The following is a 15,904-nucleotide window of genomic DNA, read 5'->3' on the forward strand; positions in this document are numbered from 1 at the left end:
AAAATTCATATTTTTAGGGTATAAATTCTTTATTAAATGAATAAAAAAGGCAGATTATCCCCTAAATGAAAATAGACCGCAGCGATGAAAAAATACTGAGCCTGTTGCAGCAGGATTCCCGCACCAGCAATCAACAGCTATCTGAACAAATCGGCATGTCAGCGTCTCCGTGCTGGCGCAGAGTGAAACGGCTAGAAGATGCAGGTGTGATCCGCGGGTATGGTGTGCTGCTTGACCGTAAGAAACTAGGCTTGGGCGTGATGGTTTTTATCCGCGTCAGCATTGACAGCCACAGTGAGGCTGAAGCGCGGAAGTTTGAAGAAAAAGTCGCGGAACTGGACAATGTCGTGGCTTGCTACAGTGTGGGAGGGGATGCTGATTTTTTACTGCAGGTGGTTTCACCGGATTTGGATACTTATGCTGAGTTTTCCATGTCGGTGATTCGGCGTTTGCCGGGCATTAAGGAAATGCAAAGCATGTTTATTTTAAAAGAATTGAAACCCTTTACAGGATTTCCTGTTCGGCAAAATGGCTGATCGCTGAAGGTGTATGAAAATGGATCGAGCGCTGAATGGGCGGGCTTTGATTCAATTTATAGATGATTGCTAAAAACTTTGTACATAAAGAAAAGGAGCGCAATGCTCCTTTTCTTTTGGGTGCTTTTTATAATGGCCTAAATTAATTCATCTTTGGCTATTTTATCTTTCAGCATTTGCGGCGCTTTAAAGCGCTCGCCGTATTTGACTTCTAAGGTATTGGCACGAACCAAAGCTTTTTCTAAACCATATTGATTTAAGAACTGCAAAGCTCCGCCGGTCCAAGGGGCAAACCCGATGCCGAAGATGGAACCGACATTGCCATCAATTGCGGACTCTAAAACGCCTTCTTCCAAGCAGCGCAAGGTATCCAGCGACTGTACGAATAGGAAGCGGTCAATCATTTCCTGCTCAGTCATCGCCGTGTCTTGCTGCCATTTGCTTAAGCCATCCCAAAGATGTTTCTTTCCGCCTTCAGGATATTCATAAAAACCGGCGCCGGCAGCTTTACCTTTACGCCCAAACTCATGAATCATGCTTTGAATGATGTCATCTGCCCCTGAGCGCGGCAAGTCTTTGCCTTCAGCTTGCAGCGCTTTACGGGTCTCCGCAGCAACGTGCTCAGAAAGGGTGAGGGAAACTTCATCCTGAATGGCCAGAGGGCCAACCGGCATACCCGCTTTCAGCGCGGCCATTTCTATACGCGCTGGGTGAATACCTTCTGCCAGCAATCGCAAGCCTTCCTGAACAAAAGTGCCGAATACGCGGCTGGTAAAGAACCCGCGGCTGTCATTGACTACAATTGGTGTTTTTCCGATTTGCTGTACATAGTCATAGGCCTTGGCCAGTGTCTCGGCAGAAGTGTTTTGACCTTTGATGATTTCAACCAGCTGCATTTTATCAACAGGACTGAAGAAGTGCAGGCCGATAAATTTCGCTTGGTCTTTAGAAGCCTGCGCCAAACCAGAAATGGGCAAGGTTGAGGTATTGGAGGCCATAACGCCGCCTGAGGTGAGGTACTGCTCTGCTTCCTGTGTCACTTTGGCTTTCAGTTCTGGATTTTCAAAGACCGCTTCAATAATCAGGTCGCAGCCTTGCAGGTCAGCCGCATCTGCTGTGACCTGAATCAGGCCTAAAACTTGATCGCGCTTTTCTGCGCTTAAACGGCCTTGAGAAACTTTTTTGTCCAGCAGTTTTTGGCTGTAGGCTTTGCCTTTTTCAGCGGCTTCTGCTGTTACATCTTTCAGTACGACTGCAATGCCTTTGGATGCCGTTGCATAGGCAATGCCAGCACCCATCATGCCTGCGCCTAAAATACCGACTTTGGCTGCTTTCCATTTTGTGACATCTTTTGGACGGCTGGCGCCGGCTTTAATGGCATTCAGGCCATGCCAAAATGTACCGATCATATTTTTAGAAATTTGACCGGTTGCCAAATAAGTGAAGTAGCGGGATTCTACGGTCAGCGCGGTGTCTACGTCCACTTGAGCGCCTTCGACGGCTGCCGCCATAATCGCTTCAGGTGCAGGATAGCAGCCTTTGGTTTTATCGCGCAGCATGGCTGGCGCAATGGCAAGCATCTGCGCCACTTGCGGTGAGGCTGGGCTGCCCCCAGGAAGCTTATAGCCCTTAATATCAAAAGGCTGTGCCGATTTTGGATTGGCTTTGACCCATGCTGTCGCTTTGTCTAAAAGCTCTTGTTCAGATTCTGCCGTATCGTGAATCAGGCCCAGTGATTTGGCTTTGTCGACACCAAACTGTTTGCCTTCCATCAAGAATGGAAATACGTTTTGCAGGCCCAGCAGGCGCACCATGCGTACAATGCCGCCGCCGCCCGGCAACAGGCCTAAGGTCACTTCAGGTAAACCGAATTTGGCTTTGTGATCATTCAGCGCCACACGGTAATGACAGCCGAGCGCCAGTTCCCAGCCACCGCCCAATGCCGTGCCGTTTATTGCCGCCGCGACAGGAATCCCGCGGGTTTCGATATAGCGCAGTTTGGCCTTCATGCCTTCGACCATGTGGAAGAATTCTGCGGCATGTTCTGGCGCGGCTTGAATCAGCTCATCCAAATCTCCGCCTGCAAAAAAAGTTTTCTTGGCTGAACGGAAGATGATGCCTGCAATGTTTTCATCGGCTTGCAATTTTTCGACCGTTTCAGTGAGCGCATCACGGAAATCAGCATTCATGGTGTTGGCGGACTGGTTTGGAGAGTCCAGCGTTAGAATAACGATGTTGTCGGCATTTTTTTCAAATTGAATTGCAGTCATTTGTATTCTCCTTATACCAATTCAATAATGGTTGCGATACCCATGCCGCCGCCAACGCAGAGCGTTGCTAAGCCGCGCTTTTTGCCTTGGCGCTCCAGCTCATCCAGCAGCGTGCCTAAAATCATTGCGCCTGTTGCGCCAAGCGGATGCCCCATAGCAATTGCGCCGCCATTGACATTTACTTTTGCAGGATCAACTTTGAGTTCTGTAATAAAACGCATGACGACCGCGGCAAAGGCTTCATTGACTTCAAACAGATCAATGTCCTCAATGTTCAAGCCAGCCTTTGCGAGCGCTTTGCGGGTAGCAGGTGCGGGGCCGGTCAGCATAATGGTCGGGTCAGCGCCCACCAATGCTGTCGCCAAGACTTTGGCGCGCGGTTTTAAGCCCTGTTCTTTGACTGCTTTTTCAGACGCCAGCAGCACTACGGCAGCGCCGTCCACAATGCCTGATGAGTTGCCTGCATGATGGACATGGTTTACAGCGCCGACTTCAGGGTATTTTTGCAATGCAATGGCATCGAAGCCCATCTGTCCCATCATGGCAAAGCTCGGATTCAATTTGCCCAAGCTTTCAGCCGTGGTTGCAGGTTTAATAAATTCATCTTGCGCTAAAATGGTCACGCCGGCCTTGTCTTTAACAGGCATGACAGATTTGTCAAAATAGCCCTTGGCTTGGGCAGCAGCGGCTTTCTTTTGCGAGTCTGCTGCAAAGGTATCGACATCGGCGCGCGTATAGCCGTCAATCGTCGCAATTAAATCTGCGCCAATGCCTTGCGGAATAAAATCGCAGGCCATATTGGTTTCTGGGTCCAGCGCCCAAGGGCCGCCGTCTGAACCCATAGGCACACGAGACATGGACTCTACACCGCCTGCAACCACTAAATCTTCCCAGCCTGAGCGGACTTTTTGCGCGGCTAAATTGACGGCTTCCAGTCCCGAAGCGCAGAAACGGTTAATTTGAACGCCTGCAACATCATTGTCCCAGCCCGCAGCAATGGCAGCGGTTTTGGCAATATCTGCACCTTGGTCGCCAATTGGCGTAACGCACCCCAGCACGATGTCATCGACCGCGGCCGTGTCAAATTGATGGCGGTCTTTGAGTTCATTCAGCAAGCCTGTCAGTAAGCTGATTGGCTTCACTTCATGCAATGAACCGTCTTTTTTCCCTTTGCCGCGCGGCGTGCGGATGGCATCAATGATGTAAGCCTCGCTCATAATTTATCCTTCAAATGGTGCATTAAAATTGTTATGTGCTTTCGAGTGTAATGATTAATCAATGAAGTGCAATGACGAGAACGGATCAGATCATTTGAGATTTTTTGCCAGTTTTATTTTGAGTCATGGGTGAAATGGATGCATTGGGATTGACCCTGTGAGTGAATTTTGATGCTTTTGTTCTGAGGGCATTATGTACTTGAAAAATATTTTCAGTTTTGATGGGCAGCAAGGGCATGAGATTGTATTTGTACATTCAGCCAAGTTTTCTGATCAGCGTGCTTATGCACAGCGCGGGATGACGGGAGTTGAAGCGCTGTTATTTCAGTATTTGTCTAAAGAGCTATAAAAATCGTTTGAACTGGCCTATTTGACTGCAAAAAAAGCCCAAGCGTTAAGCTTGGGCTAGAATCATTTTTTAAGAATGATTGAACTGTGGGTAAGTCAAAAATTATCCACAGTTTGGCTTAATGATAACCGTGCAATTGACGGTATAGGCCTGGTGTTACACCTGTCCATTTTTTAAATGCGCGGTGGAACGTACTGGTTTCACTGAAGCCGACTTGCTGCGCAACATCTTCCAGTGTCAGCTCTGGATTTAACAGCAAGTGAATGGCGGCATCGCGGCGCAGCGCATCTTTAACACCTTGGTAGCTTTTGCCTTCAGCCGCTAAGCGGCGGCGCAGGGTTTGCGGTGAAAGATACAGCATTGAAGCGACATCATTGAGTGTCGGCATTTCTTCGCCAATTTGGCTTTTCAATACTTCGCGGATACGTGACGTTAGTGAATTGGTATTTTTGAATTTTACCAGCAATTGCGCAGGCGCTGCTTTTAAGAATTCTTCCAGCGACTCTTCATTTTGACGGATTGGCAAATCCAGATAATCGGCGGCAAAGGTGATTTCTGTACGCGGCGCATCAAACTGCATTACAGGCGCAAAGAACAGCGCATCATATTCATCGGCATGCTCTGGGCGGCTGTAGCCGAAATGTACACGCTCTAAAGGCAGGCGGCGTTCAATCAGCCAAGATGCCAAGCCATGCCAAATCATCAGCATGCTTTCTGTAATGAAATGGTCGGGGTCCATGGTTTTTGGAATCAGCGGCACCAAACGCGCTTCATGTTTATCGCGTTCCAGTGAAACAGACCATTCCTCGCCAAATAATTTATAAAACTGCGAGGAAAGCTCCAGCGCATCACCTAATGTTTTTGCATGAATAATCAACTGGCACATAATGGCAAAAGTGCCCAAACGGCGCGGCTGAATATCAAATCCGACGTGTTCATCCTGTGTCACCATCCACAGCATTTTAACAAAGCGGGTGTATTGTTCAGGTGAAATACGCGCTTTAGGCTGACGCAGAAGCTCTGCCTCAATGCCTACGTGAGACAATAAAGTTTCGACATCCATGCCCAGTCGTTTTACACCGGATAAGGCTGCGTTGACGAAATGGATACTGATCGTATCGCGACTCATGTTAATTCCTTCAGTCTCTTTAATGTTCACAAATGCTTGACCTAAATGACGCTAAAAAATGTATGGATGGCAATTTACAACAGTAATTTTACCATTTTTACATGTTAAATTGCCGAAACTATCAAGGTAAATGGCTGAACATGACATTGTGTTGAATCTTTTATATTTCTAATATGCCTGAAAATGCAACATAAATAGAGTAAAAACTCCAATGAATTATCCGCTAAACGGTTTGAAAGTCCTTGATTTTTCCACCCTGCTGCCCGGTCCATTCGCCACAATGTATTTGGCGGATATGGGGGCCGAAGTTGTGCATATTGAATCACCTGTGCGTCCTGATCTGGTTCGGCTGATGCCGCCTTATTCAAATGGGCAAGCCGCAGCGCACAATTACTTGAACCGGAATAAGCAGTCTGTGGCTTTGGATTTAAAAAATCCAGAAAGCATTGCATTGATAAAATCCAGGATTTTAGATTACGACATTGTTATCGAGCAATTCAGGCCAGGCGTCATGCAGCGTCTGGGCTTAGATTATCAAACCCTTGCAGAAATTCATCCTAAATTAATTTACTGCTCAGTTACTGGTTATGGGCAAACGGGAAGCTATAAAGACCGGGCAGGGCATGACATTAATTATTTGGCCCTATCCGGCATTGCCGGGCACAGCGGCCGTCAGGACAGCGGCCCGCCGCCGCTGGGCATTCAGGTCGCAGATGTTGCAGGCGGATCGCTGCATGCCGTCATTGCTATTTTAAGTGCTGTGATTGAGCGGACACAAAGCGGCTTAGGTCAGTTTATCGATATTTCAATGACGGATTGCGCCGTGACTTTGAATAATATGGCTGCGGCCGCTGAAATTGCAGGAAATGAACGGCAGCAGCCGGAACATGCGCATTTAAATGGCGGGACATTTTATGATTATTACAAAACGCAGGACGGGCGCTATTTATCAATCGGGAGTTTAGAGCCGCAATTCATGCTGGGATTGGCGCAAATTTTAGAGCTGCCGATTGTGGCGGAAAAAGGCGCTTCTTTTGCCGCTGAAGACCGTCAGGCAGTCAAGCAGGCTATACAGGCCAAAATTTTGACCCAAGATTTTGCTGCATGGAATGCCGTATTTAAAGCGCAGGATGTTTGCGTAGAGCCTGTTTTAAATTTAAATGAAGCGTTGCATTCACCGCTGGCAGCAGAACGCGGCTGGCTGGTGGACGTGCCGCTGACGCAGGGCGGTACAAAAAGCGAACAACAATTAGCTTGTCCGATTAAGTTTTCACGATCCAAAATGAGGTATGAATATATAGGAAAATCATTGGGTCATGATTTGCTTTAAATATCTCATGGTGATAATTCAAACAGATTTTTAGCAAAAATATAACAAAAAAATGGGTTTTTTATACAAATCAAGCGTACCATACACATTAGTAAAATTTTGTAAATAAGGTCACCAATTATGAATAAACTTAGAAGCGGTTGGTGTGTAAATCTTGGGTTATGCGTCTTAAGTGCAGGAATTCAAAGTGTTTCTGCTGCGGATGCATTCAGCGCTGAAAGCCCGTGGATGCTGGGAGATTGGAACGGTCAGCGGACTGAACTGCAGCAAAAAGGCTATGATTTCAGTTTTGGCTATACCGGTGAAATGGCGACGCTGCTGGATGCCAAGCATTCGTCTGGCCATGATACTGAGTATGCCGACCAGTTTGCCTTCGGCGCGCATTTAGATTTAGAAAAAATTCTGGGCTGGCGAGACACAGAAGCGCAAATTACCGTAACAGAACGTAATGGCCATTCCTTATCACAAACTTCTGAAGCGTTGGATGGACATTTAAGTTCAGCTCAAGAAGTATGGGGCCGGGGCCAAACTTGGCGTTTGACTGATTTTTGGATCAAGAAAAAATTCTTAGACCAAAAATTAGATGTGAAAGCCGGACGTTTTGGTGAAGGCGAAGACTTCAACAGTTTTGATTGTGATTTTCAAAATTTGGCGCTGTGCGGTTCGCAGGTCGGCAACTGGGTAGGCGACCAATGGTACAACTGGCCGGTCAGCCAGTGGGCGGCGCGGGTAAAATACAATATCCGTCCAGATTTATTTGCGCAAATCGGCGCCTATGAATACAACCCCGAAAATCTTGAGCGCGGCAAAGGCTGGAATTTGAGCACTGACGGCTCGCATGGCGCAATCATTCCTGCCGAAGTCGTCTGGTCTCCGAAAGTGGGCGCGAACAAACTGCCGGGCGAATACCGCGCAGGCTACTACTACAGTACTGCGGATGCGGATGTTATCGGCAGCGCATCAAATGAAAAAGATCATCATCAAGGCGGCTGGCTGGTTGCCAAGCAGCAGCTGACTGCGCATCAAGGTGACGCTTCACGCGGCTTGAGCGGTTTCGTGAATGTTACTGTTCATGACTCAGAGACCAACAGCGTCAGTGATATGCAAAATATCGGCTTGGTGTATAAAGGCGCGTTTGATGCCCGCCCGCAGGATGAAATTGCCATCGGTCTTGGACGCATCAATATTAATGATGATGTCAATGACGCCAATATTGCCAATGGCGCAGTTGATGCCCGCGGCTTGCAAAGCGAAGAGTACGATGCCGAAATTTATTATGGCATCCATGCTGCCAACTGGCTGACAGTCCGTCCAAATATTCAATATATCCGCCATGTCGGCGCATATAAAAATGGTGAGAATGCATGGGTCGGCGGAATTAAATTCCAGACTGCATTCTAGTTTTTAGATCCATAAGTATTTGCCAGCAGCCGTTGGGTATTTTGATGCAAAAATTTCTGCATGTCCTGTGCAGGGCAGATACTTAGAATCTAAAAACTGTCAAAACAGGCGCTCAGAGGATGTTGCATCCTCAGAGCTTTCAACAGAATCTTAGAAATAGGTGGTCAATATGAGTACTCCATCTTCAGGTTCAGCACTGAAAACCATTGCCGCAGTGATTGCCGCAATTTTTGGTTTGGTGCTGCTGATTGGAGGGATTTATCTTGCAGTTCTTGGTGGGTCTTGGTACTACATCATTGCAGGTTTATTCTTCATTGCTACTGCAGTTTTACTGCAAAAATTAAAAAGCACGGCTTTAATTGTTTATGCTGCCTTAGTTTTAGGCACAGTGGTTTGGGGATTGTGGGAAGTTGGATCAGACTTCTTTGCACTTGCACCCCGCTTAGATATTCTGGGCCTTTTCGGCCTGTTCTTATTAATTCCTGCAGTAACCCGCGGTTTTGATAATTCTAAAGGCGCGAAAGTTGTGTTGACCGGTTCGCTGGCCATCACCATCGCTGTCATGATTTATGCTGTATTCAATGATCCGCAGGAAATCCGCGGTGAGCTGAGCACGAAGCAGCCTGCAGTGTCACAAGCGATTCCGGGTGTGGCTGATGAAGACTGGCCAGCGTATGGCCGTACGCAGTCAGGTTTGCGTTATTCGCCGTTAAAGCAGATTAACTCAGAAAACGTCAAAGACCTTGAAGTGGCTTGGGAATATCATACTGGTGAATCTAAAACCGATAATGACTCTGGTGAAACCACCAACCAAGTGACGCCGATTAAAGTGGGCAACAATATGTACATCTGTACAACCCACCAAAAATTGACAGCGCTTGATCCGGTTACGGGCAAAGCGAAATGGACATTTGATCCGAAGCTAAAAGCGGATAACACTTATCAGCATTTAACTTGCCGCGGTGTTTCTTACTATGACGCAAATAATACTGCCGGTTTTGAAGCAAGCTTAGCGGCGAAAAAAACCGCGTCTGCTGAATGTCCGCAGAAAGTCATTCTTCCTGTGAATGATGGCCGTCTGGTTGCGGTGAATCCGACTACGGGTAAACCATGTTCTGACTTTGGCCATAATGGCGAAGTTGATCTGCAAAAAGATATGCCATTCCCTTATCCAGGCGGATATGTTCCAACATCGCCACCGGTGATTACAGGAACAACCATTATCATTGGCGGTTCTACTACGGATAACTATTCAACTGAAGAGCCTTCAGGCGTGATCCGCGGCTATGACGTGAATACAGGCGCGCTTCTTTGGGTATTTGATACCGGTGCAGAAGATCCGAATGCAATTCCGGCACCTGGTCAAAAATTTGTCCATAACTCTCCAAATGCATGGGCGCCGCTTGCCTATGATGCGAAATTGGATATTGTATATGTGCCGACCGGTGTGGGTACGCCAGATATTTGGGGCGGCAACCGTACAGAGCTGGATGAGCGCTATGCAAACTCTATGCTTGCACTGAATGCATCGACTGGTAAATTGATTTGGAACTTCCAAACCACCCATCATGACTTGTGGGATATGGATGTGCCATCTCAGCCTACATTGGCGGATATTAAAGATAAAACAGGACAAACAGTTCCTGCCATCTATGTCTTGACTAAAACAGGCAACGCCTTTGTTTTAGACCGCCGTACCGGTAAAGCGATTGTGCCTATTACAGAAAAGCCAGTTCCTCAGTCTGTAAAACGCGGTCCTCAAACCAAAGGCGAACGCTATTCTCCAACACAGCCATTCTCTGATTTTGATATGGCGCCAAAAGATAAATTGACAGACAAGCAAATGTGGGGCGCAACCATGTTTGACCAATTGGTCTGCCGTGTGTCTTTCCATAAATTGAACTATGACGGCATTTATACTCCGCCTTCTGAAAATGGAACACTCGTTTTCCCTGGCAACTTGGGTGTATTTGAATGGGGCGGCATGTCTGTCAACCCAGACCGTCAAATTGCGGTGATGAATCCGATTGGCTTGCCATTTGTCACTAAGCTGATTCCTGCAGATCCGAACCGTAAGCAAACAGCGAAAGGCGCGGGTACAGAAGCCGGTGTACAGCCGATGTATGGCGTACCTTACGGTGTTGAAATCAGCGCGTTCCTATCGCCATTTGGCTTGCCATGCAAACAGCCGGCATGGGGCTATGTTGCCGGTGTTGACTTGAATACGCATGAAACTGCATGGAAACGCCGTATCGGTACGATCCGTGACAGTATGCCGGGCATTCCATTGCCTCCATTTAAAATGGGCGTGCCAATGCTGGGCGGTTCAATCTCTACTGCGGGTAACGTGATGTTTATTGGCGCAACTCAGGATGATTACATCCGCGCCATCAACGTAACCAATGGCGATGAGCTTTGGAAAGGCCGTTTACCGGCTGGCGGTCAAGCCACTCCAATGACTTATGAAGCCAATGGTAAACAGTATGTGGTGATTATGGCCGGCGGTCATGGTTCATTCGGCACAAAAATGGGTGACTCATTGGTTGCCTACGCACTGCCAGATAAGAAATAATGAACTGAGATAACGCATAAGAAAAAAGCCTGATTCGTCAGGCTTTTTTTGTTATTCAAATAAATGCTAAAGAATGAAGAAAATGATCAATATCGATAAAAATAAAATGAAAAGGGCTGAAAAGCGTTATATCAGCGAAATCTCTATAGCCTTATCAATAAAACCGCTATGAAATATGTAAAAAACGCATTTTCTTGATAGATGAAATCTCGCTATGCTGTGCGCCGTTATAATAGAAATTACTAGCTGTACGCCATGTATTTATATACTGATTTTGACCAGCAACTGGTTAATGAACGTGTTGCACAGTTCCGCGATCAAACGGAACGTTATTTAGCAGGCAAATTGACGGAAGATGAATACCGTCCGCTTCGCCTTCAAAATGGTTTGTATGTTCAGCGCTATGCACCGATGCTGCGTATTGCAGTGCCTTATGGCCTGATGAACTCCAATCAGCTCCGTAAAATTTCGGATTTGGCGCAAGAATATGACCGCGGCTATGCGCACGTATCAACACGTCAAAATATTCAGTTTAACTGGCCTGCATTGGAAAATGTGCCTGATATGCTGCAGGAACTTGCATCTGTGCAAATGCATGCGATTCAAACTTCAGGCAACTGTATCCGCAACACCACAACCGACCAGTATGCGGGCGTGGTTGCCGGTGAGATTGCGGATCCGCGTCCAACCTGCGAATTGATCCGCCAATGGTCGACATTCCATCCTGAATTCGCTTTCTTGCCGCGTAAATTTAAAATCGCAGTATCTGCACTGGAAGATATTGACCGCGCTGCAACTTCATTCCACGATATCGGTGTGTATATTGTGAAAAATGAAGCGGGCGAAATTGGCTACAAAATTAAAGTGGGCGGCGGTTTAGGCCGTACACCTGTGATCGGCAGCTTCATCCGTGATTTCCTGCCGCGTGAAGATTTGATCGCGTATCTGGAAGCGGTGCTTCGTGTATATAACCTGCATGGCCGCCGTGACAACAAATATAAAGCGCGTATTAAAATTTTAGTGAAGGCGTTAACGCCTGCAGTATTTGCTGAAAAAGTCGAAGCTGAATTTGCGCATACTATCAAAACTTTAAAAATTGATGCAGATACGCTGAAAAAAATGGATGAAAACTTTACGCCATTTGATTATCAGCATTATGCCGATGAAGATTTCGCTGCGCAGTTCGCCGCTGAGCCGAAATTCAAGCAATGGTTCAATATCAATACCAATGCGCATAAAGTTTCAGGCTACCGTATCGTTACGATTTCATTGAAGCGTGCAGGTGTTGCGCCTGGGGACATGACTGTTGAAGAAATGAACCTGATCGCGGATCTTGCAGATAAATACACCTTTGGTGAGCTGCGCACAACGCACGAGCAAAATATTTCGCTGGTCGATGTGCCGCAAAAAGATTTGTTTGAATTGTGGCAAACACTGGATCAGCATAACTTGGCGCGTGCGCATATCGGGTTTATTACCGATATTATCTGCTGCCCAGGCGGGGACTTCTGTTCATTGGCCAATGCGAAATCTATTCCAATTTCGGAAGCGATTTCACGCCGTTTTGATGACTTGGATACCGTATACAACCTTGGCCACATTGACCTGAATATTTCAGGCTGTATGAATGCCTGCGGACATCACCATGTCGGCAATATCGGTATCTTGGGTGTAGACAAAAAAGGCGCGGAGTTTTACCAAATCACTTTGGGCGGCAACGCAGACCATGATGCCTCTATCGGTGACATTCTTGGGCCATCATTCGCCGCTGACGTGGTTCCGGACATCATTGAAGAAATCCTGAATACGTATTTAGATTTACGTACAGAAGGCGAAGAGTTCATCGAAACTTACCGCCGTGTCGGCATTCAGCCATTTAAGGAGCGCGCATATGCTTAATACAGCACTTCAAGTTCTCTCTAAAGATGGCTCTGTAGCCGGAAATACTTATCAATTGATTGGTGAAGATGGTGTTTTGCCGCAAGGTGACGTGGTTTTGACGGTAGAGCAATTGGATCAATTGGCTAATGTGTCTGGTAAAAAAGGCCTGTTTGTGACAGTTGATGCTTCTCCTGAAGATCATCAGTTCCCGCTGGATCAATTGGATACGATCTTCATAGATTTTGCCGGCTTTAACGATGGCCGCGGCTATTCATTTGCCGCGCTGCTGCGCCGTCAAGGCTATCAAGGTGAGCTTCGTGCAACTGGAGATGTTTTCAAGGATGTCTTGAACTACATGAAACGCTCTGGCTTTGATTCTTTTGTGGTGAAAGAAGGCAAAGACATTCAGGAAGCCGCTGCTGGTTTAGGTGATTTTACCAACCCTTATCAGGCGTCGACTGCTGTGCCGAAAGCGCATTATCAAACGGGTGCTTAATGCATTCTGATTGAAGAAAAAGCCTGCTTATGCAGGCTTTTTTTATTGGGTGAAATCAGCTGTTTTCAAGCTGGCAATTAATCATCCATTTAATGCCGAACTGATCTGTAAAGGCGCCGTACAGCGCGCCCCAAAAAGTTTTATCCAGAGGCATTTCAATTGAACCATTGGCAGAAAGCGCATCAAACAGCGGTTTAGCTTTCGCTTGTTCACTGCTGTCTAAATTGATCGAAATATAGTGATTGGTTCCTACTGTAAAGGGCTGATTGGTTTGCGCGCAGAACTGTTCATTCACATCAGAGGCCATGAGAACCGTAGATTCATTAATCGGCAGGGAAATGTGCATGATTTTTTGTTTATCTGCATCTGAAAGCGTCACGCCGTCTTGAGCTGGCATGTCGCCGTAGCGCATCAAGGGAGAGAATTCACCGCCAAAGACAGATTTGTAGAAATTGAAGGCGGCTTCGGTATTGCCATGAAAATTGAGGTAGTGATTGAGCTGCATTTTAGATGTCCATTTTTGTTATGTATAACTTTAGATATTAGGACACTTTCCTTAACTTTAAATGGTGCATCTATTAAAAAATGTAAGCATAAAAAATCCTCCGAATATGGAGGATTTTTTATGCTTACTTATTTGGAGTGAGAGAGTTGGGCTTTTCTTCCTCTCTCTAGCGCTCTCTCAAAGGGAGACAGGACTTTATAGAATTTCAATCGCTACAGCAGTTGCCTCACCGCCGCCAATGCACAGGGCTGCAATACCACGTTTGCCACCAGTGCGTTTAAGTGCGTGAATCAGTGTCAAAATAATACGTGAACCTGTCGAACCTACTGGGTGGCCTAATGCGCATGCGCCACCATGAATATTAACTTTCTCGGCATCCAGCTTAAATTCATCCATTGGACATATGGTGACCATGGCAAAAGCTTCGTTAATTTCCCAAAGATCGACATCTTGTGCATCCCAGCCAGTTTTATTCAGCACTTTTTGAATTGCGCCCACTGGGGCAATGGTAAATTCAGAAGGATGCTGAGAGTTTGATGCATAAGCCACAATTTTCGCTAAAGGCGCTAAACCTTTGGCTACAGCATTTTCAGCAGAAGTTAAGACTAGAGCTGATGCGCCATCAGAAATCGAGCTGGCATTGGCTGCTGTAATTGTACCGTCTTTTGCAAAAGCAGGGCGCAGGCTTGAAATTTTGTCAATATTGGCATTGAATGGCTGTTCATCTTTATCAATGATGACATCGCCTTTACGGGATGAAATGGTTACAGGAGTAATTTCATCTGCAAAATACCCTTCAGTAATTGCTGTTTGAGCGCGCTTGAGTGAGCGGATGGCAAAATCATCCATTTGTTGACGGGTATAGCCTTTGGTATTTGCCATATCTTGCGCAAATGAACCCATTAAACGCCCGGTTTCAGCATCTTCTAGGCCATCTAGGAACATATGGTCTTTTACTTCGCCATGGCCCATACGGTAGCCTGCACGCGCTTTCGTCAGCACATAAGGCGCATTGGTCATTGATTCCATGCCGCCTGCTACCGCTATTTCTGCAGAACCGGCTTTAATCATGTCTGCTGCCTGCATGACTGCTTTCATGCCTGAGCCGCAAAGCTTATTGATGGTCACTGCGCCTGTAGAATCTGGCAGACCTGCAAGGCGCATCGCCTGACGTGCTGGACCCTGTTTTAAGCCAGCAGGAAGGACACAGCCCATAATGACTTCTTCAACATCGTTGGGCTGCAAGCCTGCACGTGAAATGGCTTCTTTAATCGCAGCTGCGCCTAATTGAGGCGCGGTTAAACCAGAAAGGCTGCCTTGAAAGCCGCCCATAGCCGTACGTGCGCCATTTACAATTACGATGTCCGTCATTGTTATTTCTCCTAAATTTTTTAATTAAAAAATATCCTAACCCGAGCAGTATATTGAAAAATCTCACAGAATAAAGCGCAATTGCTGTGCAGAACGAAACCCGTGAGTTCTAGCAGACGCTTATATTTTCAACGCGAGTATGGCCCATTTTGCTGAGATTAAGCTTTTGATGAGGCAGCTGCGTAAAGGAACAATAGTAAAACCCGCCATTGGAACCAATCGGCAAGCCTGAGATTCCTTGGAATGTGATGCTGGGTATTCCTAGTGTGCCTTTCCAGTTCAAGCTGCCATACTTTAGATCAAGCGCTTCTTTCTGCAGCACTGGTTCTGCTGGGTCCACCTGCCTGTTTTTATTTAAATCGATAAATACAATAAAGCCGCTGTTCCATTTTAATGCCTCACATTGGGTAAATGAGCCGCTTGGGCAAATCACAGTATTTGCATGATGCAATAAAGCTAAATTCTTGGCGGATTGACTGACACTCATCAATTTGGCGACGGTGGACTTTAATTCCTGTTTGGCCATGTAGTATTGAAATGAGGGCAGGGCGATTGTGGCAATGATTGCGATAACGGCAATTACGATAATGAGTTCAATCAGCGTGAAGCCATTTTTTGTTATAGAAAACATGAAATTAGACCTATTGTTATATGTTTTTTTATAAAAATCGTGTTATTGGTAGTGCGTTTTAATGCTTTCTTATACTGAGCAGTTAATTTTATTACTCAAGTTTTGATAAAACTGCTAAAATAAAGGCAAGTGACAATAGGCTATTCACAAGAATAAATTGAGTAAAAAATTACCGAATTACAACGGAAATTGTAAGTAATTTTGTCAATAATTTAC

The 15,904-nt window shown here is 46.3% G+C and carries 13 protein-coding genes; 7 read left to right on the forward strand and 6 right to left on the reverse strand.

The window, feature by feature from the left end; all coding sequences use genetic code 11:
- Nucleotides 1-65 precede the first annotated feature (65 nt).
- Nucleotides 66-536 (forward strand): Lrp/AsnC family transcriptional regulator, encoded by a 471-nt coding sequence (locus AZH43_RS00130; protein WP_067665007.1) that lies wholly within the window; start codon nt 66-68, stop codon nt 534-536.
- A gap of 137 nt (nt 537-673) precedes the next feature.
- Here AZH43_RS00130 and AZH43_RS00135 read toward each other — a convergent pair whose 3' ends face one another.
- On the reverse strand, nt 674-2,806 hold the full coding sequence (locus tag AZH43_RS00135) for a 3-hydroxyacyl-CoA dehydrogenase NAD-binding domain-containing protein (RefSeq protein WP_067665010.1): 2,133 nt from the start codon (nt 2,804-2,806) through the stop codon (nt 674-676).
- A gap of 11 nt (nt 2,807-2,817) precedes the next feature.
- Nucleotides 2,818-4,023: an acetyl-CoA C-acetyltransferase gene (locus AZH43_RS00140; protein ID WP_067665013.1), complete on the reverse strand. Its 1,206-nt coding sequence runs from the start codon at nt 4,021-4,023 to the stop codon at nt 2,818-2,820.
- A 193-nt stretch (nt 4,024-4,216) separates the two neighbouring features.
- Between AZH43_RS00140 and AZH43_RS18510 the strand changes: the two genes are divergently transcribed.
- Complete coding sequence (locus tag AZH43_RS18510; protein ID WP_161485903.1) at nt 4,217-4,372, forward strand: NUDIX hydrolase; 156 nt, start codon at nt 4,217-4,219, stop codon at nt 4,370-4,372.
- A 118-nt stretch (nt 4,373-4,490) separates the two neighbouring features.
- On the opposite strand, the gene AZH43_RS00145 is transcribed toward AZH43_RS18510, so the two are convergent.
- Nucleotides 4,491-5,501: an AraC family transcriptional regulator gene (locus tag AZH43_RS00145; protein WP_067665016.1), complete on the reverse strand. Its 1,011-nt coding sequence runs from the start codon at nt 5,499-5,501 to the stop codon at nt 4,491-4,493.
- A 211-nt stretch (nt 5,502-5,712) separates the two neighbouring features.
- On the opposite strand from AZH43_RS00145, the gene AZH43_RS00150 reads away from it, so the two are divergent.
- The 5 genes from AZH43_RS00150 to AZH43_RS00170 all read left to right on the forward strand — a co-directional run bounded on the left by AZH43_RS00150 (nt 5,713) and on the right by AZH43_RS00170 (nt 13,181).
- A complete protein-coding gene (locus AZH43_RS00150) occupies nt 5,713-6,831 on the forward strand; it encodes a CaiB/BaiF CoA transferase family protein (protein ID WP_067665019.1) in 1,119 nt (372 codons plus the stop codon).
- 120 nt (nt 6,832-6,951) lie between these two features.
- Nucleotides 6,952-8,232 carry a carbohydrate porin gene (locus tag AZH43_RS00155; RefSeq protein WP_067665021.1) on the forward strand — a complete coding sequence of 427 codons (1,281 nt, stop codon included), beginning with the start codon at nt 6,952-6,954 and terminating at the stop codon, nt 8,230-8,232.
- Nucleotides 8,233-8,401: 169 nt separating this feature from the next.
- On the forward strand, nt 8,402-10,804 hold the full coding sequence (locus AZH43_RS00160) for a glucose/quinate/shikimate family membrane-bound PQQ-dependent dehydrogenase (protein ID WP_067665024.1): 2,403 nt from the start codon (nt 8,402-8,404) through the stop codon (nt 10,802-10,804).
- 255 nt (nt 10,805-11,059) lie between these two features.
- Entirely contained in the window at nt 11,060-12,703 is a 1,644-nt protein-coding gene (locus AZH43_RS00165; protein WP_067665027.1) for a nitrite/sulfite reductase, read from the forward strand.
- Nucleotides 12,696-13,181 carry a DUF934 domain-containing protein gene (locus AZH43_RS00170; protein WP_067665031.1) on the forward strand — a complete coding sequence of 162 codons (486 nt, stop codon included), beginning with the start codon at nt 12,696-12,698 and terminating at the stop codon, nt 13,179-13,181. The genes AZH43_RS00165 and AZH43_RS00170 overlap by 8 nt, the downstream gene beginning before the upstream one ends.
- A 55-nt stretch (nt 13,182-13,236) precedes the next feature.
- Here the strand turns inward: AZH43_RS00170 and AZH43_RS00175 are convergent, their stop codons facing one another.
- The 3 genes from AZH43_RS00175 to AZH43_RS00185 all read right to left on the reverse strand — a co-directional run bounded on the left by AZH43_RS00175 (nt 13,237) and on the right by AZH43_RS00185 (nt 15,688).
- Nucleotides 13,237-13,686, reverse strand: a complete 450-nt coding sequence (locus AZH43_RS00175; RefSeq protein ID WP_067665034.1) for a VOC family protein — start codon at nt 13,684-13,686, stop codon at nt 13,237-13,239.
- Between the two features lie 195 nt (nt 13,687-13,881).
- The gene (locus AZH43_RS00180) at nt 13,882-15,057 is read right to left on the reverse strand and encodes a thiolase family protein (RefSeq protein WP_067665037.1); all 1,176 of its coding nucleotides are present in this window, start codon (nt 15,055-15,057) and stop codon (nt 13,882-13,884) included.
- 109 nt (nt 15,058-15,166) lie between these two features.
- Nucleotides 15,167-15,688 carry a GspH/FimT family pseudopilin gene (locus tag AZH43_RS00185; RefSeq protein WP_067665042.1) on the reverse strand — a complete coding sequence of 174 codons (522 nt, stop codon included), beginning with the start codon at nt 15,686-15,688 and terminating at the stop codon, nt 15,167-15,169.
- Nucleotides 15,689-15,904 lie beyond the last annotated feature (216 nt).

The organism is Acinetobacter pragensis (genome assembly GCF_001605895.1).
In the GTDB taxonomy this organism is placed as follows: domain Bacteria; phylum Pseudomonadota; class Gammaproteobacteria; order Pseudomonadales; family Moraxellaceae; genus Acinetobacter; species Acinetobacter pragensis.